Annotated in this window: 18 protein-coding genes and 1 tRNA gene; 11 read left to right on the top strand and 8 right to left on the bottom strand. The window is 56.6% G+C overall.

Annotated features, from left to right (window positions below; translation table 11 throughout):
* Positions 1 to 13: 13 nt before the first annotated feature.
* The 5 genes from OAN307_RS05765 to OAN307_RS05740 all read right to left on the bottom strand — a co-directional run bounded on the left by OAN307_RS05765 (position 14) and on the right by OAN307_RS05740 (position 6,729).
* Positions 14 to 577: a sarcosine oxidase subunit gamma gene (locus OAN307_RS05765; RefSeq protein ID WP_015498875.1), complete on the bottom strand. Its 564-nt coding sequence runs from the start codon at positions 575 to 577 to the stop codon at positions 14 to 16.
* Positions 570 to 3,491 (bottom strand): sarcosine oxidase subunit alpha family protein, encoded by a 2,922-nt coding sequence (locus tag OAN307_RS05760; RefSeq protein ID WP_015498874.1) that lies wholly within the window; start codon positions 3,489 to 3,491, stop codon positions 570 to 572. The genes OAN307_RS05765 and OAN307_RS05760 overlap by 8 nt, the downstream gene beginning before the upstream one ends.
* Positions 3,488 to 3,751, bottom strand: a complete 264-nt coding sequence (locus OAN307_RS05755) for a sarcosine oxidase subunit delta (RefSeq protein ID WP_044043277.1) — start codon at positions 3,749 to 3,751, stop codon at positions 3,488 to 3,490. Before OAN307_RS05755 ends, OAN307_RS05760 begins: the two co-directional genes overlap by 4 nt.
* 9 nt (positions 3,752 to 3,760) lie before the next feature.
* Complete coding sequence (locus OAN307_RS05750) at positions 3,761 to 5,014, bottom strand: sarcosine oxidase subunit beta family protein (RefSeq protein WP_015498873.1); 1,254 nt, start codon at positions 5,012 to 5,014, stop codon at positions 3,761 to 3,763.
* A gap of 272 nt (positions 5,015 to 5,286) precedes the next feature.
* Positions 5,287 to 6,729: a Glu/Leu/Phe/Val family dehydrogenase gene (locus OAN307_RS05740; RefSeq protein ID WP_015498872.1), complete on the bottom strand. Its 1,443-nt coding sequence runs from the start codon at positions 6,727 to 6,729 to the stop codon at positions 5,287 to 5,289.
* Between the two features lie 375 nt (positions 6,730 to 7,104).
* Here OAN307_RS05740 and OAN307_RS25080 point away from each other — a divergent pair, with 375 nt between their 5' ends.
* Genes OAN307_RS25080 through OAN307_RS05725 form a run of 3 tightly spaced genes read left to right on the top strand, consistent with a single transcriptional unit; the run spans position 7,105 to position 10,047 of the window.
* Positions 7,105 to 8,877, top strand: a complete 1,773-nt coding sequence (locus tag OAN307_RS25080) for a TadE/TadG family type IV pilus assembly protein (protein ID WP_015498871.1) — start codon at positions 7,105 to 7,107, stop codon at positions 8,875 to 8,877.
* Positions 8,878 to 8,888: 11 nt separating this feature from the next.
* The gene (locus tag OAN307_RS05730; protein ID WP_015498870.1) at positions 8,889 to 9,449 is read left to right on the top strand and encodes a TadE/TadG family type IV pilus assembly protein; all 561 of its coding nucleotides are present in this window, start codon (positions 8,889 to 8,891) and stop codon (positions 9,447 to 9,449) included.
* A gap of 1 nt (position 9,450) precedes the next feature.
* Positions 9,451 to 10,047 carry a TadE/TadG family type IV pilus assembly protein gene (locus OAN307_RS05725; RefSeq protein WP_015498869.1) on the top strand — a complete coding sequence of 199 codons (597 nt, stop codon included), beginning with the start codon at positions 9,451 to 9,453 and terminating at the stop codon, positions 10,045 to 10,047.
* Positions 10,048 to 10,056: 9 nt separating this feature from the next.
* On the opposite strand, the gene OAN307_RS05720 is transcribed toward OAN307_RS05725, so the two are convergent.
* The 3 genes from OAN307_RS05720 to OAN307_RS05710 form a co-directional block, all read right to left on the bottom strand.
* The gene (locus OAN307_RS05720; protein WP_015498868.1) at positions 10,057 to 10,548 is read right to left on the bottom strand and encodes a hypothetical protein; all 492 of its coding nucleotides are present in this window, start codon (positions 10,546 to 10,548) and stop codon (positions 10,057 to 10,059) included.
* 57 nt (positions 10,549 to 10,605) lie between these two features.
* Positions 10,606 to 11,550, bottom strand: coding sequence for an NAD(P)-dependent oxidoreductase (locus tag OAN307_RS05715; protein WP_015498867.1), 945 nt, complete (start codon positions 11,548 to 11,550; stop codon positions 10,606 to 10,608).
* 175 nt (positions 11,551 to 11,725) lie between these two features.
* Entirely contained in the window at positions 11,726 to 12,316 is a 591-nt protein-coding gene (locus tag OAN307_RS05710; protein WP_044043274.1) for a TetR/AcrR family transcriptional regulator, read from the bottom strand.
* Positions 12,317 to 12,460: 144 nt separating this feature from the next.
* Between OAN307_RS05710 and OAN307_RS05705 the strand changes: the two genes are divergently transcribed.
* From OAN307_RS05705 to OAN307_RS05670, 8 genes are all read left to right on the top strand, one after another.
* Positions 12,461 to 12,772, top strand: coding sequence for a hypothetical protein (locus tag OAN307_RS05705; protein WP_015498865.1), 312 nt, complete (start codon positions 12,461 to 12,463; stop codon positions 12,770 to 12,772).
* A gap of 90 nt (positions 12,773 to 12,862) precedes the next feature.
* A complete protein-coding gene (locus OAN307_RS05700) occupies positions 12,863 to 14,152 on the top strand; it encodes a homoserine dehydrogenase (protein ID WP_015498864.1) in 1,290 nt (429 codons plus the stop codon).
* 31 nt (positions 14,153 to 14,183) lie between these two features.
* Complete coding sequence (locus OAN307_RS05695; RefSeq protein ID WP_015498863.1) at positions 14,184 to 15,416, top strand: MFS transporter; 1,233 nt, start codon at positions 14,184 to 14,186, stop codon at positions 15,414 to 15,416.
* A 125-nt stretch (positions 15,417 to 15,541) separates the two neighbouring features.
* Positions 15,542 to 16,501 (top strand): class II fructose-bisphosphatase, encoded by a 960-nt coding sequence (glpX, locus tag OAN307_RS05690; protein WP_015498862.1) that lies wholly within the window; start codon positions 15,542 to 15,544, stop codon positions 16,499 to 16,501.
* Between the two features lie 124 nt (positions 16,502 to 16,625).
* On the top strand, positions 16,626 to 18,392 hold the full coding sequence (gene recJ / locus OAN307_RS05685; protein ID WP_015498861.1) for a single-stranded-DNA-specific exonuclease RecJ: 1,767 nt from the start codon (positions 16,626 to 16,628) through the stop codon (positions 18,390 to 18,392).
* 86 nt (positions 18,393 to 18,478) lie between these two features.
* Positions 18,479 to 18,553: transfer RNA gene (locus OAN307_RS05680), tRNA-Glu, on the top strand.
* Between the two features lie 250 nt (positions 18,554 to 18,803).
* Positions 18,804 to 19,043 carry a helix-turn-helix transcriptional regulator gene (locus OAN307_RS25075; protein WP_015498860.1) on the top strand — a complete coding sequence of 80 codons (240 nt, stop codon included), beginning with the start codon at positions 18,804 to 18,806 and terminating at the stop codon, positions 19,041 to 19,043.
* A gap of 860 nt (positions 19,044 to 19,903) precedes the next feature.
* Entirely contained in the window at positions 19,904 to 20,515 is a 612-nt protein-coding gene (locus tag OAN307_RS05670; protein ID WP_245540973.1) for a rhomboid family intramembrane serine protease, read from the top strand.
* The last annotated feature ends 18 nt before the right edge of the window (positions 20,516 to 20,533 follow it).

Raw genomic sequence — 20,533 nt, 5'->3', positions numbered from 1 at the left:
TGATCATCTTCTGCTAGGTCGTCCCCTGCCCATCCGGGGAACCCGCCCGCGCCGCCATATTTTCCGCCGCTTGCGTCAGATCGTGTACCAGAGTTGCCGCCATTGATCGCATCACCATCACTTCAAAGCTTTGCAGGCCCAAACGTGTGATGCCGCCCGTCATATGACCGATCAAAGTGCGGGCGGTGTGGCCCCGTTTGAACATCGATAAGCGCAGATCAATCGGAGTAAGGCGCGCAAGAATAGCCGTGGCATCCGCCCCGTCGAGCAACACAATCGCCCACGCGTCTGAATGGTCAACGCAGGCCGCACCATCCAAGTCAGGACAGTCTGCCCCCATAATCAATGCTTGCCCCTTACCGCACCAAACGGCACGTGGCGTCGTGCCAATTGTGCGGTTCGGGGCTGGAAACCCAACACCAATTGCTGATTTCAGCACGTCCGAGACAGATTTTTTCTGGCCCCTAAACGGTGCCACCAACGTCATCTGACCCACGTCGATTTCAGTAAATGAGACCGTGCCAATGGTCTTTGGCAGCAGCCCAGCGCAGGGCGAATTTGCGATCAATTTAACCACGGGCAAGTTCCCCTTTCGGGTCAAAAAAGACGGGGTGGCACACCTCACACAGGGTCTGGATATCGCGCAGATGATCGACCAGCATGATGTGTTCACCGTGGCGGTTCGGGCCGTCTTTCAGGAACGCCTGCGCGAGGTCATGGCCCAAAGTAGGCGAGTAACAAACCGAGGTGACGTAGCCTTGATCATTTGCGCTGACTGCGTCTGCGCCGTCTACAAATAGATGCGCCCCTGCGGTTAATTTACCGGTTATTTCAACGGGTTTCAGCCCGACAAGCAGTTCACGATCAACCTCCAACAGCCCCGGACGTTGTGACATCGCATTACCGATGCAGTCTTTTTTCTGGCTCACCATACGGCCAAAACCGATGTCGTTTGCGGTGACGCGGCCATGAATTTCCGCATGGGTGATGAAGCCCTTTTCGATCCGCAACACGTTGAGCGCTTCCAGACCATACAGCCCACCATCCATCGCTTCGGCCTGTGCGCAAAGAAGGCGAAACAGCGACGCACCATAGCGCGATGGGACGGCGATTTCATAAGCATGTTCGCCCGAGAATGAGATGCGGAACAATCGGCCCTGAAAACCCGCAATATCGACTGGACCACAGGCCATAAACGGCCAGTTTTCATCATCAATCTGTGTGTCTAAAACAGAATTCAGCAGATCACGCGATTTTGGCCCGGCAATTGCGAATTGCGCCCAATGTTCGGTGATAGAGGCAAATCGCACATCAAGATCGGGGCGCAAAGCTTGGCTCACCCAATCGAGGTGCTTCATCACCTGCCCCGCCGCCGCCGTCGTCGTGGTCATCACATAGTGGTTCGGGCCAAGACACGCAGTTGTGCCGTCGTCCATCACATGCCCGTCTTCACGCAGCATCAACCCGTACCGCACGCGGTTTTCGCGCAACGTCGAGAACGTGTTGCAATAGACGAAATCCAGGAATGCAGCGGCGTCCGGCCCCTGAATATCAATCTTTCCCAGCGTGCTGACATCGCAGATGCCGACGTGATTGCGCACCATCGCCACTTCACGATTGCAGGCGTCAAGCCATGTGGTTTCACCGGGCTTCGGGAAATAACTAGGGCGATACCACAGGCCTGCTTCCATCATCGGCGCACCCTGATCCAGCGCGATTTTATGCGACGTGGTGTGGCGTTCAGGCGCAAACCCATGGCCTTGCGCCCCTGCACCCATCGCGGCAATCGCGACGGGCACGTAGGGCGGGCGAAATGTGGTTGTGCCAGTTTCAGGAATGCCACGCCCCGTCGCATCCGCCAGCACCGCAAGGGCGACAACGTTGGAATTCTTACCCTGATCGGTGGCCATGCCCTGCGTCGTGTAGCGTTTCATATGCTCAACACTGCGGAAATTTTCCTGCACCGCCAGCGCGATGTCTTTCACATGCACGTCGTTCTGAAAGTCGAGCCATTTTCGCCCCTTACCATCCACTTGCCACAGCGGTTCAATGCGATAGGGGCTGTCATCCGCTGTTGGCGTGTCAATCTGTTGCGCGGTCAGCCCGAGTTCGCGGACCGTGTCGTTGGCAACTGCAATTCCATCCGCCAAACATCCCAACGTTGAAAAGACGCCGCGCGCGGCCCCTGCCACCAATATATTCGGGATCGATCCGTCTGTCGGCACAAAGCTGAGGATATCGTCTGACCATGTGGGTCGCGCGTTCATGTGGCAGGTCAAATGCACTGTCGGGTTCCAGCCGCCCGACATCGCCAAACAATCGGTTTGAATATCGTGCGTGCCGTTGGCGTCGCACACGGTGACGCCAGTCAGCCCGTGCCGCCCCTTGGTCGCGATAACCTGCCCGGCCACGAAGATTGGATAATCGCCCAAAGCTACAGCGTCCGCGCGGCTGTCGATTACACCCACAACGGTCACGCCAGCATCAATGAGATCCAGCGCCGTTCGGTGTGCGTCGTCATTGTTGGTAAATATCGTCACCGCCTGCCCCGGGGCGACGCCCCAGCGGTTGAGGTATGCGCGCACCGCTGAGGCCAGCATGATGCCAGGACGGTCATTATTCGGAAATGCGATGGGACGTTCCAGCGCCCCAGCACACAAGATTGACCGCTTTGCGACGATGCGCCAGAAACATTCTTTCGGCGCGTTCGGATTGCGCGATGGAACGGTTTCCAGTGCGGCAAACGTGCCTTGGTCGTAGGCCCCAGTCACAGTTGTGCGTGTCATGATGCGCACGTTTTCCATGCTTGAAAGCGCGGCCAATTGTTCTGCCGCCCAGTCTTCACCCGATCGGCCGTTCACGTCATAGGTTTCAGTCAGCAGGCGCCCGCCACCTGCCGTGCCTTCGTCGGTCAAAATTACATCCGCGCCCGCCTGTGCCGCAGTAAGTGCAGCCATAATCCCCGCAGGCCCGGCCCCGATGATCAGCACGTCGCAATTGGCGAATGCTTTTTCATAGATGTCTTGGTTTGTCGCACCAGAAAGCGCGCCTAGGCCAGCGGCGTGGCGGATAATAGGTTCATACAGCTTTTCCCAAAACGATTTGGGCCACATGAAGGTTTTATAATAAAATCCGGCACTTAGAAATGGCGACAGCAGATCATTGATCGCCATGGCATCGTGTTTCAACGACGGCCACGCGTTTTGGGACCGTGCGGCAAGGCCGTCATAGATTTCCAATGTCGTGGCACGGATGTTGGGGTCTTGCGCGGCACCGTTCCCCACCGTGACCAGCGCGTTCGGTTCTTCGGAGCCTGCGGTCAGCACACCGCGCGGTCGGTGATACTTGAACGACCGGGCGACAAGGCGAACGTCGTTTGCCAACAGCGCTGCCGCGAGGGTATCACCTTCGCGTCCTGTGTAGGATTGCCCGTCAAAGGTGAATGGCACCGCGCGCGCGCCACGGTTAAATCCTCTGCCTGCGATCCTCATGTTTTTGCCTTCTCGGCCAGAACTGCGCCTAAAACCGCATGTGTCACAGTGTTGCGGGTCACCACGATCCACGCGCCGCAGCCCGCTTCGTGGTGCCATAAATCACGGGTCTCTCCGGCGGGGTTATCACGGTTGTGCAAATAGTCGTCCCATGCAGCCGCCCCCGCATCGCGCAGCGGTCGATCCAACATCACAGCGTGACCTTGGTAGTAAAATTCGCGGCGATCACGGTCTCCGCACAGGGGGCAAGGCAGGCGCATTTGCGTTTCCTAATGAAGGTTGTGTTGAGAGCCGGTGCCCTCTTCGTCGATCAGGCCTTGGCCGGTAGCAAACCGATCAAGGCGGAATTTAGCCGCCGTGGTGTGCGGCGTGTCTTTGGCGATCAAATGCGCGTAGGCGAACCCCGATGCGGGCACCGCTTTGAAGCCACCGTAACACCAGCCGCAATTCAAAAATAACCCGCCCGTGTCAGTCTTGTCGATGATCGGCGATCCGTCGGGTGACATATCCATGATCCCACCCCAGCTGCGCAACACCCGCGCCTTGCCGATGGCGGGCATCAACGTCATCGCTGCGTCCATCACGTGTTCGGCCATGGGCAGATTGCCGCGCGCAGCATATGAGGCGTAAAAATCAAGATCGCCACCAAAGACCAAGCCACCCTTGTCGGACTGGCTGATATAGAAGTGCCCCATGCCAAAGCTGACGACGTTGTTGAGGACTGGTTTCAACCCCTCAGATACGAAGGCCTGCAAAACATGGCTTTCAATCGGCAGGCGCATGCCCGCCATTTGCGCGACTTGGCTGGAGCGCCCTGCCACGACAATCGCGACCTTTTTAGCGCGGATGGGTCCCCGGCTGGTTTGCACGCCTTTGACCACACCGCCCTCAATGTCGATACCGGTGACTTCGCAGTTCTGGATTAGATCAACGCCGCGCTGATCAGCGCCGCGCGCATAGCCCCACGCCACGGCGTCATGGCGTGCGGTGCCGCCGCGTTTGTGCAACAAACCGCCATAAACCGGGAAACGGGTGTTTTCAAAATCAATGAACGGCACCTGTTCGCGCACGCCTTCGGGCGACAGCAAAATGGCGTCGTCCCCTTGGTTTATCATCGCGTTGCCGCGCCGCACGAAGGCATCGCGCTGCCCGTCGCTGTGAAACAGGTTCAGCACGCCGCGTTGCGACATCATCGTGTTGTAATTCAGGTCCTGTTCCATTCCTTCCCATAATTTCAACGAATGGGAATAGAATTCAGAATTGCCCGGCAGAAAATAATTCGCCCGTACGATGGTCGTGTTGCGGCCTATATTGCCGCTACCAAGATAGCCCTTTTCCAGCACCGCAACATTGGTGATGCCGTGCTCTTTGGCCAAGTAATAGGCCGTCGACAGACCATGCCCGCCACCACCGATAATGATGACATCATAGTCAGGCTTGGGCTCAGGATTGCGCCAGACGGGTTTCCAGCCTTTTTGGCCGAACAACCCTTCTTTGATAACTTTGAAACCGGAATAGCCCATGACGTCCCCTCGCTTGTGTTGACCCTAGCCATGCGCACGGCGTCCGCAATAGCCTTTGATGGCGCACGGGAATTATGCACGGGGATGGCATATGGGGATGGCGTGCGGGCCGTGTTCAACTTGGATGTTTGGCTTATTTACTCCGCAGCCGTTCGGGGAGAGGTTTTGGGCAAAGATGAAGCGCCCAGAAACGCCATGCGGTGCGCCCGCCCCAAACGTTGGATGTTGGGGCGGGATGATTGGGGGGAAGCCGCGTTAACCTTAATGCGGCGTTAAAGCCCCTTAGCTTGGTAGCTCGACGCGACCCGACCGATCGACACCAGATAGGCGGCGGTGCGCAGATCGTGAACATCGTCACGGCTGTGCCACATGTCGCGCATCGCCTGATAGGCCGTGCGCATTGTATCATCGAGGCCAGAACGGACCAGTTCCAACTCCCCCGCGCCGCGCAGGTACTTTTCCTTGAAGTTGGGCGACAGCGTCCAATTGATGGAGCTGTCTTTGCTGATGCGTTCCAGCTCATCCACGATCAGCTGGTGGCGCGATTCCTCTTGGCGGCGCTGCATGCGGCCAAACCGGATATGGCTGAGGTTCTTGACCCATTCAAAGTAGGACACCGTGACACCACCGGCATTGGCATACATGTCAGGAATGATCACCGTGCCTTTGTCACGCAGGACTTCATCTGCACCAGCGGTGACGGGACCGTTCGCAGCTTCGATAATAAGCGGTGCTTTGATTTTGGCGGCATTGCCAAGGTTGATGACCCCCTCAAGGGCCGCTGGGATCAGGATTTCGCAGTCTTGTTCCAGCACAGATGCGCCGTTTTCGACGTACGTGCCAGTCGGGTAGCCTTTGACGCCACCATGCTTGGCGATCCACCCGTACACGGCTTCGACATCAAGACCTTTTTCATCACTCAGCGCGCCATCGCGTTCGATAATACCGGTGATGATGCAGCCGTCTTCGGCACTGAGGAACGATGCCGCGTGATAGCCGACGTTGCCAAGACCCTGCACGACAACCCGTTTGCCGTCCAGTTTGCCCGACAGCCCAGCAATTTTGATGTCTTCGGGATGGCGGAAGAATTCCTGCAAGGCGTATTGCACGCCGCGCCCCGTCGCCTCAACGCGACCTTGGATGCCGCCTGCGTGGGCGGGTTTACCTGTCACACAGGCCGCCCCGTTGATGTCGGTCGTGTTCATGCGTTTGTATTGATCGGCGATCCACGCCATCTCACGCTCTCCGGTGCCCATATCTGGGGCGGGCACGTTTTGGCTGGGGTTAATCAAGTCGCGCTTAATCAACTCATAGGCGAAACGTCGGGTGATGCGTTCCATTTCATCATCATCCCAAGCCCGCGGATCAACGCACAGCCCCCCTTTGGAGCCGCCAAACGGTGTTTCCACAAGCGCGCATTTGTACGTCATCAAAGCGGCCAGCGCCTCAACCTCGTTTTGGTTCACGCCGAGCGAGAAGCGAATACCGCCCTTAACCGGTTCCATGTGTTCGGAATGCACCGAACGATAACCGGTGAACGTTTCGATCTTTCCACGCAGTCGCACGCCGAAACGCACGGTGTAGGTTGCATTACAGACGCGGATTTTCTCCTCAAGGCCGGGGGGGAGATCCATCAAGGCGACGGCACGGTTAAACATGATATCCACGCTTTCGCGGAAAGATGGTTCTTGTGTACCAACGGTTGTATCGCTCATGGATGGCCCTTTCACGGCATAGCGCTACCGCGCGTCCTGCGCAGCAACTTGCTAAGAAGTTAAACATGATTCGCTACCCTTCGGTAACTATCTGATTAATCGTTAGGCAGTTTAAGAACACTTGGACCCCATCCCGAAGCAGATGCGTGATCCGCAGGCGGTGCGCGTTAATTGCCCTGTTTGTTCTCAGTTGCTCCCAGACGGGTAACAATTCACGCAATCACTGTGAACTGTTCTCACATTGGCGAACTATTAACGAAATGCTGCCTCAATTCGCCCTAATTCTGCCACCAGTCAATGTTTCAAGCAGCTGCAAGTAAACGGTTAAGTTTGTGTGTGAGTTGCCGTTTGGCAGGCCCAGCAGGGAAGGGTATTATGGAACTGAAGTCGAACAAAATAATGTCCCAAGACATGCCGAAGAGGGGGATTTTTCAGCGTTTTCGTAAAGACGAGGACGGTGCCCTAATTATTTTTTCCCTGATGATGATGGTGATGATTTTGTGGTTCGGCGGCATGGCCGTTGACCTGATGCGCTACGAAACTACCCGCGCCAAATTGCAAGGCTCACTCGATCGCGCGACACTGGCGGCCGCAGATCTTGACCAAGTCATGGCCCCCGCAGACGTTGTGCGTGACTACATGGACAAAGCGGGCATGCTGCATTTCCTGCAAGGCGACCCCATTGTAGACCAAGGCATCAATTACCGCATTGTCACCGCCAATGCCTCGGCCCCGATGCCCTTGTTTTTCTACGACCTCCCGAAGGTCTTTTCGTCCCCCTTCACGCCGGGAATGTCCTCCCTCACTGTAAGCGGGTCTTCCACCGCCGAGGAACGTGTGTCGGACGTCGAAATTTCGCTCGTTCTGGACGTGTCGAGTTCGATGAACAGCAACAACCGGATGACCAACCTGCGTCCTGCTGCCCGTGAATTTGTAACAACTGTTCTGGCCAACAACACCAATGCGCCGCAAGGTTTGATCACGATCTCGATGATCCCATACAGCGCCGTGGTGAATCCGGGCACAGACATCGCCCCCCACCTCAATATCAATCGGACACATGAGTATTCAACCTGCCCGATGTTTGACGACACTGAATTCACGACAACCGCGCTGAACCTTGGTGCGTCGTATGATCATGTGTCGCACTTCTCCTACGGCGGAAGCAACGACATGCCAATCAACCCCAATTACACTTGGTGTTTTGCTGGCGATCTAAACGCGATAAAACCGCACACCACCAACGAAGCCGATCTACACACGGCAATCAATAACCTGCACGCATACGGTAATACGGCCATTGATATGGGCGTAAAGTGGGGCGTTGCTTTGCTGGATTCCAGCACCCAGTCCCTTATTTCCAGCTTGGCAGGGGCGTCTGGCACGGGTGTGCCCGCCATCGCCAATGGCCGTCCCGAACTGCACACACAGGCGGACGTGCTTAAAGTGTTGGTCTTGATGACAGATGGTCAGAACACCCAGCAGTGGGACCTTGTGGAACCCTATAAGTCTGGCATGTCACCGGTCTGGTTTGACCTTGACGATGTCAATCAACCGTTATGGGATGTCGACTTCAACAAGACTTCAGTGCAATATCAGGGTGAAGCAACAAACAGCCGTTGGGACGACTGGTTCTATTGGAACGGCTATTCTGGAACTTTGCGCTACCGCGATTATCCGAACGGGTTCAATAGCCGTTTAGCTTATGTCAATGCGTCGCCAGTCGATGCATCCGGCCCCGGCGAAGGCACGCGGTACGTCGACAATGGCGATGAATTATATCACGCCAGCTGGCAGCAGCTTTTCGCTGATCGCAGCTATTTCTTGATCAACAACCACTATTTCCTCGATGCTTATTACGCCGGCGCGTGGTCTTGGAACGAATATTGGGGAACCGACAATTCCATTGACCACCTCATTGTGAATGGCTCAGAAGCCAATACCCGCCTGTCAAACATCTGCGCTGCGGCCCGCGCCCAAGGCATTGTAATCTACACGGTTGCGTTCGAAGCCCCGTCCGGTGGCCAAACCGCGCTGCAAGACTGCGCAAGCTCGTCCAGCCACTACTTTGACGTGGACGGAACCGACATCTCAGGTGCGTTCTCCGCGATTGCATCTGATATTCGCAATCTGAAACTGACCCAATAAGGATTGATGGCATGACATTTGCGATCAAATTACTGGCACGTTTCTTGCGGCTTTTCCGCCGGAACGAAGACGGCAACCCGACAGTGGAATTCACCTTGGTCTTCCTGCCATTTATCATCCTGCCCGTGTCGGGGTTCGAACTTGGCCTGCTGATGACGCGCCACGTTATGATGGAACGCGGCATTGACATGGCCGTGCGCCAAGTGCGCCTGAACACCGGAACGCCCATCACCGAGCAGCAGTTCAAAACCATGATCTGCAACGCAGCCGCCATTATTCCTGACTGCATGACCATGCTGCGTCTGGAATTGCGACCGATTGATCTGCGCCATTCCGGGTCAGAATCCGAAAATTCCATCCCACGCGAAGCGTCGTGCACTGACCTGAGCTACCCGTTCCAGCCAGCAAGAAATTTTCAAAGCGGTATCGCCAACGAAATGATGATCGTTCGCGCCTGCGGTAAATTCGTTCCCATGCTGCCCGAATTCGGCTTGGGCTATTTCTTGTCGCGGATGGACGGCGGCTACTACCGCCTTGTGTCCACAACCGCCTTCGTGATGGAACCAGCTTGATATGTTGAAACGCATAAAATCAACCGTGCGTCGGTTCAGACGTGAAGAAGAAGGCACAGTGGTCGTCGAGGCGATCATCATGTTCCCAGTCTTGTTTGCGACAGTCTTGGCAACCTTCGTTTTCTTTGACGCCTTTCGAAATCAGTCAATCAACCTGAAAGCCAATTACACAATCTCCGAAGCGCTCAGCCGTGAATTTGAACCGATCGACAATACTTTCATTGGAAACATATGGCCCATGCACCGGTTTCTGACGAATGCCGAGGCGCTGACAAAACTTCGTGTCTCATTAATTCAATACGACGCCGATGAAGATGATTATACGGTCGTGTGGTCCCAAAATAAGGGTGGCGCGGAAAATCTGAACAATGCCGGTTTGAACGCCATGGTGACGAACGACGAAGTCCCGGTGATGCCCGACCAAGAAACGCTGATCGTAGTGCAAACCTGGGTCGATTATGAACCGAACTTCAGCATCGGCCTAGGCGGATTTACGTTTGAAAACACGGTTTTTACCCGTCCACGGGCAGGGGGAAATGGTATTTGCTATAGCCACAACGGTACTGTCGCAGATCGTATCTGTCCGCTTGATAGTTAGGCGTGATCGTTAGGCGGCGAGCCGCAACGCAATCTGTTCAGCCATGTATTTGGCCGGACCAGCCGCCGTAACACCCCCGACACCGACCCGCGTTGAAAATCGCCACCACAATCCAGGCGCCCAAACACGGGGTTGGCTTTCATGCAGGCGCAAAACGAACCCGTTGGACGGCTTGAACGCAAACGCACCGCGATCAACCGATTTAATGTTGTCAAAGGTTGTCAGGACCTGTCCTGCCGTGTCGCGCAAATCTCTTCCGGTTAAGACCAACCCGAGTAACGTGGCGCGGCGCAACCGCTCTGCGATCACCAACGCACCAGCCCCGAGCAGCACCAAAAACAGCTGCCAGCCAAAGGCGGGCGGCTGCACGAACGCCAACAAAATCAACATCGCACCCAGTATGAACACCGCGCCATAGGCAAATATTCGACGCAAAGCGGACGCCTGTAGCGTCGCAATCACATCATCATCCGCAATCTCATCTGCCCCATCATTCAACATGTCGATCCCCTTGCTGGTCGCACCCCTGTAGCCAAGCACACCCGCCATGGAAAGCGCCTAACGCTGCGGTGTCACCTCATAGCCGCTCTCCTCGGGCTCATCATCGACCATTTCCGCTGGAAATCCGGGGGCTGTGATGTCCAGCGCAGTGGCCTCCTCCAACCGCTTTATGATGTCGTCGGATTGCGCATCAAAACCATAACGCGCGATGCCATCTTCAAAAATTTTCACCATCATCGGACTGATTTCAAGCGGTACGTCATGCGCCTCAGCGATAGCCTGAAACAGCCCAATGTCTTTTTTCACAAGACCCATAGAAAACCCGATGTCGCGACTGCCGTTTAATATGACCTGACTTTCGGTTTCATGAACAAACGACGTTCCCGACGAAATCTTGATCGCCTCATAGGTCGTTGCCATATCCAGCCCTGCGGCTTTCATCGTCACCATGGCTTCGCATACCGACAACAGATTCGCGGTTGCCAGATAATTCGTCATCACCTTTAAAGTGCTGGCCGACCCGAGATCGCCAGTGTGCAGCACCCGCCGACCCAATGTGGTCAGCAATGGCAAGACAGTGTCGAATGTGGCGCGATCACAGCCCGCAAAGATTGAAATATTCCCCGTCGCGGCGCAGTGACAGCCGCCAGACACCGGACAATCCACCGCAAAGCCGCCGCGCTGGCGCACCGCCGCGCCAAGCCGTTGGACTTCACTTGCATCTGTGGTCGACATTTCTAGCCAAATCTTACCTAGTGTAACGCTTGGCAACATCGCCTCAACGACAACTGCGCAGGCCTGCGGTGATGGCAGGCAGGTAATCACCACATCACAAGTCGCCATCATGGCGGCGGGCGACCCACCATCCGCAGCACCACGCGCCACAAATTCCGCAATGAGCTGCGCATCCAAGTCATGCACCGCCAGTTCAAACCCGTTGCGCAGAACCGATCCCGCAAGCTTTCCGCCCACAGACCCCAAACCAACAAATCCAACTTTCATTTGATATCTCTCCCGTTTATGCGACCGTCCGAAGCCCGCAGCGACACGTCTTATTCATTGTTTCTGAAATATCCCAGCCGGAGGCGAACGTTTGCCACAAATCCAACCTCAACCCACCTTCACACCAACGAATGCCACACCCAACTAAAAAATCATGCGCGGCGCAGCCGCTCTGTTACTTCACGCCGACAGCCCCGTGCACCAGACCCGTGTAAATCCGCTCGATGTCGGCCAGCGGCAAACGTCCGTCTTCGCGATACCATGTGGTAAGTCCGGTCAGCATTGCGATGATAGCGAGTGTGCTGATCTTGGTGTCCACCACGTCAAACACCCCCGCAACGACACCGAAACGCAATATGACCTCAAGCTGATCTTCATACACACGGCGCAGTGCCTCCAAAGTGGCGAAGTTTTCAGGCGTCAGATTGCGTAATTCCATATAGGACACGAATACCGCATCGGGACGTTCCAGATGAAACCGGATGTGAAACCGCACAAATTCATCAAGCCTTATCAGCGGTGTACCTGCCATCGCTGCCCCCTCTCGTGCCACTAACAGCGCGTCCATGTGCCCGCGCATCAGATCAAACAGCAACGTCTGTTTGTCGGGCGTATAACGATACAATGCCCCGGCTTGCAAACCGACCTCACGGGCAATCTGGCGCATAGAAACAGCCGCAAACCCGTGGCGCGCGATCAGCCGCAGCGCTGCCGCCTGCACCTTTGGTCCGGTGATATCGCCGTGTGATCCGGTTTTGCGTGCCATCTTGCCTCCAACATTATCGTGTTGAGACCATTTAGCTGAACATACGTTCATTTGAAAAGCCCTTGCATGCCTCACATGGACACCTCATCTTGCCGCCAACGGCGCGCACATCTATGCTTTGCGCGACCTCATTGGACCCCTGATATGCGCCTCGCCCCTGCCGTTTTGCCTCTGCTCGCCACATTGCTTATCACCTTGGCCGCCTGCGCCGAATTTCCGGCGCTGGATGGCAGTGTGTTGCCGACGCAGGCCAACACACCGTTCCCGGATATGGTCCCGCTCGCGTCCCTGATCCAACGGGCAAACGCCAACGATAACGGTGCTGCCATGCGCGAGGCCGCGATCACCCCGCGTCTTGCCAGTCTGCGCGCCCGCGCGTCCCGCTTGCGTGGCCCGGTCATCGCAACCGACGCCCGCGTCCGCTTGCTGCGCGGCGTGCAGGTGCCCACGCAGTAAAGCCCCGAAAAAACCCGCCACAAAGGCTCACGTTGAAGTCCAAGTGCCAACGCGCTAACACCAGCAGATTAGTAATTAAGGACCGCCCCCATGACCACTCCGCTTCGTCTCGGCATCGCTGGCCTCGGAACTGTTGGCGTGGGTGTTGTGCGCATCATCCGCCAACAGGCGGCCCTGATTGAGGCCCGCACAGGACGCAAAATCATCATCTCGGCGGTATCCGCGCGTTCAAAAGACAAAGATCGCGGCGTCCCGCTTGGTGACTATGCATGGGAAGACGATCCTGTTGCGCTGGCAACGCGCGACGACGTAGATGTGTTTGTGGAATTGATGGGCGGCGACGCTGGTCCTGCCAAAGACGCCACGCAAGCGGCGATCAAAGCCGGTAAAGACGTCGTCACCGCCAACAAAGCCATGCTCGCGCTGCACGGACAGGAACTGGCCCTCGCCGCGGAAGCGGCGGGTTGCGTCATCCGCTATGAGGCCGCCGTCGCGGGCGGTATCCCCGTGATGAAAACCCTGACCGAAGGGCTTGCAGGCAATGAAATCAGCCGCGTTATGGGCGTGATGAATGGCACCTGTAATTACATTCTGACCCAGATGCAGGCGACACGCCAAGGCTATAACGCGCTGTTCGCTGAGGCTGATAAACTCGGCTACCTTGAGGCAGATCCAAACCTTGATGTGGGGGGCATTGATGCTGGCCACAAACTGGCGCTGCTGGCGTCTGTCGCCTTTGGTACGCAGGTTAATTTCGATGCGATTGAACTTGAAGGCATCCAAAACATCACCCTTGAAGACATCGACGCCGCCGCCGACATGGACTTTCGCATTAAACTGCTTGGCGTGGCGCAAATGACAGGTCGCGGCTTAGAGCAGCGCATGTCGCCGTGCCTTGTGCCGTCCAATTCATCGCTCGGTCAACTTGAAGGCGGCACAAATATGGTCGTCATCGAAGGCGACGCTGTGGGTCAGATCGTCCTGCGCGGCGCGGGTGCTGGCGAAGGGCCGACCGCATCTGCGGTCTTGTCCGATATCATCGACATTGCACGCGGTCTGCGCCTGCCGACCTTTGGTCAGCCTGCCAACACCCTGCGCAAAGCCCGCCCCGCCAAGGCCGCGATCCCGGCACCATATTATTTGCGCATGCAGCTCGTCGACAAGCCGGGCGCACTGGCCAAAGTCGCCGCCGTTCTGGGCGATGCGGGCGTGTCGATTGACCGGATGAAACAATATGGCCACGCAGATACATCCGCGCCCGTGTTGATTGTCACCCACAAAGTCACGCGCACAGCACTGGATGAAGCGCTTGCAGCGATGGCAAATACATCCGTTGTTCAGGGCGATCCGGTGGCGATCCGCATCGAAGAAGTCGACTAGATAAGACGGGATGACCTGCTAGGGTCATCCCATGACAGCTGCCATCACCCGCAACATCCAGCTTTATCGTTGGTCGCGTTTCCTGCGCAGCATGATCTTTTGGCAGGCGGTCTGGTTCCTGTATTTCCAGAACGTTTTGTCCGCGACTGAAGCGATCCTGCTCTATGCTGTCTATGACGTCGCTAGCACCCTGCTTGAGGTTCCGTCAGGCTATATGTCCGACCGGTTGGGTCGCCGCAAAACCCTGATCGCCAGTGCGATTTGCGCCCTGTTCGGCACGATTTTGTTGGCCATTGGCGACAGCTTTTCGACATTCGCGCTTGGCCAGATCCTGATCGGCGCAGGCGTGGCATTCGCCAGCGGAACCGACGAAGCGATGCTGTACGAAAGCCTTGCCGCGACGGGCCGCGCCAATGAAATCGAGGCGCAGGAAATCACCGCTTGGCGCTATTCATACACAGCACTTGCGCTGTCCGCAGTGACGGGCGGCGCTATGGCACTGGTCTCACCCGTTTTGCCATTTGTCGCCGCCGCCGTTGCCATGATCGCCCTGCTTTGGGTGACGCTGCGTTTTGTCGAACCGCCGCGCACGTCTAGCGTGGATGGCGGGTCAGAACTGCTCCGCCTCGGCAGTCTGGGTGCAAGTTTTCGCAACCCCATCCTTTTGTGGTTCTTCGTGCTTGGCGTCTTGATGTATGGCTTCAGCCACCTGCCGTTTGTGTTCGGCCAGCCATTCATTCATGCCGCTTTGGACGACGTCGGCCTGGCATCAAGCGCACCGCTTATCAGCGGCGTTGTGACCGCTTTGATGATGGGAATTTCCGTTACGGCATCCCTTATCGCGCTGCGCTTGCGCCGCGCGCTCGGCCTGCCGCTTCTGCTGCTGTCTGCCTTCGCGCTGCAAATTGCGATTTCCGGTGTCATGGCCCTGACCGATAATGCCATCGTGCTGGCATTCCTGCTGCTGCGCATGGTGCCAGACGCCTTGTCGCGACCGTTCATTCTGGGCCGCATTCAACCGCTGCTGACCGACGACAACCGCGCCACGTGGCTATCGCTCAAGAGCTTTGCATGTCGACTGGTCTTTGCCACCGCCCTTGCCTTTGGTGCGATTTCAACAACGGACGCGGGGACGATGCCCTACGTCGATATTGCCACGATCTTGCGCGTCGCCTGCTTGATCGGGCTGGCGGCCCTTGTCGCGCTGGCAATAGCTGCGCGGCGGATCGCAATTGCCCACGAAAAGGAAACGATAACACCGTGATAGGTCGTTCAAGTGTTAGAAAACCCTCTGTTTGACAATTAGGTCGCGACTGTTAGCGCACACAGTCTTGCCGCAACCCGCCGCAACGGGCTAAGCCAAGGGCAACAAATAGAAGGACGACCCTCATGGCCCTAACTGACTTCAATGACCGCATGCTGTCCCTTGGCCTCGCCCGTGTGTCAGAGGCCGCCGCCCTTGCAAGTGCTGCACTTATTGGGCGCGGCGATGAAAAGGCCGCAGATCAGGCGGCGGTCAACGCCATGCGCGAACAGCTTAACAAACTCGACATTGCGGGGGTCGTGGTGATCGGCGAAGGCGAACGCGACGAAGCGCCGATGTTGTTTATCGGCGAAGAGGTCGGGTCCGGCAAAGGGCCCGGCGTGGACATCGCGCTCGACCCGCTGGAAGGCACCACACTGACCGCAAAAGACATGCCCAACGCGCTGACCGTAATCGCAATGGGTCCGCGCGGATCCATGCTGCACGCGCCCGATGTCTACATGGACAAGCTGGCCGTGGGTCCGGGATTTCGCAGCGGCGTTGTGACGATGGATATGTCGCCCAGCGAACGCGTGTCAGCACTGGCCACCGCCAAGGGCTGTGCCACCGAAGACATCACCGTCTGCGTGCTGGAACGCCCGCGCCACGAAGAGATGATTGAGCAATTGCGCAGCACCGGTGCCGCAATCCGGCTGATTACCGACGGCGATGTTGCTGGCGTGATGCACTGCGCCGAGGCCGCGACAACAGGGATTGATATGTATATGGGGTCGGGCGGCGCGCCGGAGGGTGTGTTGGCGGCAGCCGCATTAAAATGCATGGGCGGACAGATGTTCGGTAAATTGCTGTTTCGCAATGATGACGAACGGGGGCGCGCCACCAAAGCCGGCATCACCAATTTTGATCGCGTCTATACCCGCGATGATATGGTGACGTCGGATGTGATCTTTGCCGCCACGGGCGTGACGGACGGGTCGTTGTTGCACGGCATCAAACGTGAGCCGGGATTCTTGACGGCTGAGACAATCCTGATGCGGTCCAAGACCGGATCAGTGCGACGGATGAGCTATCGCAACCCTGTTTAAGGTTTGCCCCTGCGGGGAGCGGGGGCGCACCTGCGGTGCGCAAGACAGCGAGTAAGAAGGTATTTCAGAACCAAAGAAGATGGGCCGTGGCGAATCCTCAACGCGGCCCATATGGTATGATATGATGAATGAAACACCAAATAAGGCGCGCGCGTTCTTGGATGTGGCGCAGTCAGCGACGGGGCGACGCTGGGTCGGACCAAGCGTTGAGGACGACCGTTTGGCCGAAGCGATGGCGCAGGATACGGCGCTGCCTTTGCCCGTCTGTCGCACATTGGTGCGCCGAGGTGTTGTTGCGCAGGACGCCGCCGCGTTTCTTGCACCGACATTGCGCGATTTGATGCCAGACCCACGATCCTTGCGCGATATGGAACCTGCCGCTGCACGTATTGTCGCGGCTGCACACGGCCGACAACGGATTGCGATCTTTGCGGATTATGATGTCGATGGTGGCACATCCGCCGCGCTGCTGATCGACTGGTTACGCGGCTTTGGCGTGACCCCGACCCTGTATGTCCCAGACCGCATCGACGAAGGCTATGGCCCCAACGACAACGCGATGTTCGCCCTTGCACGCGATCACGATCTGATCATTTGCGTCGATTGTGGCACATTATCCCACGGCCCGATTGCGGCCGCCAAGGGCGCGGATGTTGTGGTCCTGGATCATCACCTCGGTGGGGAAATGCTACCACCAGCACTGGCCGTGGTGAACCCGAACCGTCAGGACGAAACCGGTGATCTGGCGCATCTATGTGCGGCGGGCGTCGTGTTTCTGGTGCTGGTCGAGGCGAACCGTCAACTGCGAGACGCTGGATCCAAAACACCCGACCTGATGGCCCTGCTGGACCTTGTGGCGCTTGGCACCGTAGCCGATGTCGCACCGCTTATTGGCGTCAATCGCGCCTTTGTGCGCCAAGGCCTAACGGTGATGGCACGTCGTCAACGGGTGGGGCTGGTTGCGCTTGCTGATGTTGCCCGCATGGATACGGCACCGTCTTCTTATCATCTGGGGTTCTTGCTTGGCCCGCGGGTCAATGCGGGCGGTCGGATCGGCAAAGCGGACCTCGGTGCGCGGCTGCTGGCGTCAACTGATCCGCATGAGGCACAGTCAATGGCACAGCGCCTTGATGAATTGAACACCGAGCGCCGAGAGATCGAAAACCAAGTCCGCGAAATGGCGATTGAGCAGGCCGAACAGCGCGGAACTGACAGGCCGCTCGTTTGGGCCGCTGGTGAGGGTTGGCACCCAGGCGTTGTCGGCATCGTCGCGGCGCGTTTGAAAGAAGCCAGCAACCGGCCCGCGATTGTGATCGGGCTGGACGGTGACACTGGCAAGGGATCGGGGCGTTCTGTCTCTGGCATTGATCTTGGTGCTGCAATCCAGCGTTGCACGGCTGAGGGGCTGTTGATCAAAGGTGGCGGTCATAAAATGGCAGCGGGTTTGACAGTTGCACGCGACAAGGTCGATGCGGCAATGGAACGCCTGTCTGAACTGCTTGCCAAGCAGGGTGCAGGCGATATCGGCCCTGCGGACCTAAAGGTGGATGGGGTGCTAATGCCGGGTGCTGCGACGGTGGACCTGATCGAAATCATGGAACAGGCTGGACCTTTTGGCGCTGGCGCACCTGCCCCGCGATTTGTGTTTCCTGATTGCACGATCAATTTCACCAAGGTGGTGGGCGCAAACCATCTGAAAGTCACCTTTGGTGATGGGATCAGCGGGCGGGTTGACGCGATTTGTTTCGGTGCGATGGACGGACCAATCGGGCCGATGCTACGTGATCACGGTGGCGCGCGCTTCCATCTTGCGGGGCGCTTGGAAATCAACACATGGCAGGGTCGCCAGAGCCCGCAACTACGCCTCGAAGACGCGGCCCCCGCCTCGTAGGTTTCTCACCCGAATATTCCGCAATTTTTGGGCAGAATCTACTTGCGTCGCAGGATATGGTTCCCTAAATACGCGACACCAACTGCGGTCCCTTCGTCTATCGGTTAGGACGCCAGGTTTTCAACCTGGAAAGAGGGGTTCGATTCCCCTAGGGACTGCCAGTTGAGATTTAATGTATATACAATTCAATACATTAGCGATGTAGTTAAGCTCATCCCACCATCCACCCCACCAATACTCGAAATGCTTTTGATCAGTAATTGATGCGAGAGACGACCAAGCAATAAACTTGGCGTCATCGCTTGAGTTTATGTTGGATCAGGCTCCCCGACTGCTTTAATATCAGAAATTGCTTCCTATTTACAGATGCCTACCGCTTAGATCTGGAGCTTTAATTTGAAAAATCCCGAAATGACGTTCCTTTCTGTCAACCAGCTGGCAGAACGCCTCTCCGTCTCCAAAGATTCTATCTACCGTTGGAAACGGGAAGGAACCTTCCCGAGTGCGGTAAGTCTTAGCCCAGGCACAACTCGTTGGCGCCTAAGCGATATTGTGGAATGGGAGAATACGCTTCCAACATGTCTCATGACGGAACTTGACCTAACCGGGATCGGGATAGGCCACAAAGACGACATTGACACCAAAATCTAAAGTTCATTATGCACTTGGCACATGACAAGCTGCACTACGGAGCCGGGCTGATCAGGTGATCGCTGAGAGCAATCTCACAAATAAGATAGTGATGGATTTGGTTGGTTAGGCTTTCGATAACAGACTGATCCCCGTCGCTTCCGACCATCCGAAAAAGCTTCTCAGTGAGCTATTTCAGCGTTTAAGCTCTGTCGTTACCAACCTGCTGATGGAGCCAGATCGGGTCAATTGGCTCCAGTCACAAAGCCATATCTGGAATTCAAAAGCGAAACTGTTTCGCATATCTTTTTTAGTAAGCGGGTGTCACAGCCGCGGGGACATTTACGCCGCGAAGCCTAGCCATACTTCACCGAGGGTCAAACATGACCCGCCATAACGCAAAGCCGGTATGGCGGACGTGTTTAGCCATATAAGGTGAAGCCCATGCCTCCTTAGCATCGCATGATATGACGGTAGAGACAGCGGTGGATTTGGTCCCCTTGCTCTCTCGGCAACCTTACGCATCCCCATAACAACGCTCTCGGATCTCTAGGACTTCGATTGGGATGCTACGCCCGCCCATAATCTCACATGGACGCAGCCATTCCTTGCCCGAGGTTGGTGCGATCATGGATTTCGACAGTTATACTCTGACGTTATGTAGTGCAGACACAAAACGAAACATCGTTGCGTATTTGCTCGAGGCACGGTGGGGTAACGTGCTTGCGAATGAAGCGAGTAGATGCGCGCTAAACTACCTGATCAGAACCGACGCTGCGACCTTGGCTATCTCTAGGTGAAGGATTAGATACAAATCTATGAATTTTACATCTCCAAGAGACCAACAACCGCTTCGCCAATCGCCGCCGACCGGAGCGCCTATGTTCCTTTGGATGATTGTAGGTGTCATGGCCGCGATCGAACTGGTTCTAAGCCTTTCCTCATCCGGCATAATTGGGCCAGATAACCTACGCTGGCCAGCCTTCATGCTCGGAGCATTCTGGCAGCCAGTCTTATCCGGCGCTCTGCCGCCGATTTACCCGGGCCAGACAGCTCTGATGTTCATTACACACGCCTTTCTGCACGGCGGGTTTATGCATTTAGCAATGAACAGTGTGATCCTGTTGTCGCTGGGAAAGTTCGTCTCAATCCATATTGGGGCCACCAAAACGGTGTTGGTGTTGTTTCTCTCGGCTGTCGGGGGCGCGGCATGTTTCGGACTGATATCGTCCAGTAGTGCACCGATGATCGGAGCGTCCGGAGCGGTATTTGGGTTAATAGGGCTTTGGCAGGCTATGGATTACCGTGTGCGGCGGCAATCGAAACTCCCAGTCCGGCCTGTCGTCATGGCCTTTCTGGGACTGGTTGCGTCCAACATCTTAATATTCGTGCTGCTGTCGGGCGGTCTCGCCTGGGAAGCGCATCTTGGCGGTTGGATTGTCGGCTGGATTTCTGGGCAAAGTTTCGCGCGACGCTGGGAATTGCAGGTGTAGTCCCTCTAAAGCTTCTGA

Source organism: Octadecabacter antarcticus 307 (genome assembly GCF_000155675.2).
Lineage (GTDB): Bacteria > Pseudomonadota > Alphaproteobacteria > Rhodobacterales > Rhodobacteraceae > Octadecabacter > Octadecabacter antarcticus.
The sequence above is the reverse complement of the archived record's forward strand: the minus strand, read 5'-3'. Positions and strand labels throughout refer to the sequence as shown.

Excerpts from the sequence above, each read along its gene's own strand:
- OAN307_RS05760 (WP_015498874.1), bottom strand. The coding sequence starts at position 3,491 with ATGAGGATCGCAGGCAGAGGATTTAACCGTGGCGCGCGCGCGGTGCCA.
- OAN307_RS05755 (WP_044043277.1), bottom strand. The coding sequence starts at position 3,751 with ATGCGCCTGCCTTGCCCCCTGTGCGGAGACCGTGATCGCCGCGAATTT.
- OAN307_RS05750 (WP_015498873.1), bottom strand. The coding sequence starts at position 5,014 with ATGGGCTATTCCGGTTTCAAAGTTATCAAAGAAGGGTTGTTCGGCCAA.
- OAN307_RS05740 (WP_015498872.1), bottom strand. The coding sequence starts at position 6,729 with ATGAGCGATACAACCGTTGGTACACAAGAACCATCTTTCCGCGAAAGC.
- OAN307_RS25080 (WP_015498871.1), top strand. The coding sequence starts at position 7,105 with ATGGAACTGAAGTCGAACAAAATAATGTCCCAAGACATGCCGAAGAGG.
- OAN307_RS05730 (WP_015498870.1), top strand. The coding sequence starts at position 8,889 with ATGACATTTGCGATCAAATTACTGGCACGTTTCTTGCGGCTTTTCCGC.
- OAN307_RS05725 (WP_015498869.1), top strand. The coding sequence starts at position 9,451 with ATGTTGAAACGCATAAAATCAACCGTGCGTCGGTTCAGACGTGAAGAA.
- OAN307_RS05720 (WP_015498868.1), bottom strand. The coding sequence starts at position 10,548 with ATGTTGAATGATGGGGCAGATGAGATTGCGGATGATGATGTGATTGCG.
- OAN307_RS05715 (WP_015498867.1), bottom strand. The coding sequence starts at position 11,550 with ATGAAAGTTGGATTTGTTGGTTTGGGGTCTGTGGGCGGAAAGCTTGCG.
- OAN307_RS05710 (WP_044043274.1), bottom strand. The coding sequence starts at position 12,316 with ATGGCACGCAAAACCGGATCACACGGCGATATCACCGGACCAAAGGTG.
- OAN307_RS05705 (WP_015498865.1), top strand. The coding sequence starts at position 12,461 with ATGCGCCTCGCCCCTGCCGTTTTGCCTCTGCTCGCCACATTGCTTATC.
- OAN307_RS05700 (WP_015498864.1), top strand. The coding sequence starts at position 12,863 with ATGACCACTCCGCTTCGTCTCGGCATCGCTGGCCTCGGAACTGTTGGC.
- OAN307_RS05695 (WP_015498863.1), top strand. The coding sequence starts at position 14,184 with ATGACAGCTGCCATCACCCGCAACATCCAGCTTTATCGTTGGTCGCGT.
- glpX (WP_015498862.1), top strand. The coding sequence starts at position 15,542 with ATGGCCCTAACTGACTTCAATGACCGCATGCTGTCCCTTGGCCTCGCC.
- recJ (WP_015498861.1), top strand. The coding sequence starts at position 16,626 with ATGAATGAAACACCAAATAAGGCGCGCGCGTTCTTGGATGTGGCGCAG.
- OAN307_RS25075 (WP_015498860.1), top strand. The coding sequence starts at position 18,804 with ATGACGTTCCTTTCTGTCAACCAGCTGGCAGAACGCCTCTCCGTCTCC.
- OAN307_RS05670 (WP_245540973.1), top strand. The coding sequence starts at position 19,904 with ATGTTCCTTTGGATGATTGTAGGTGTCATGGCCGCGATCGAACTGGTT.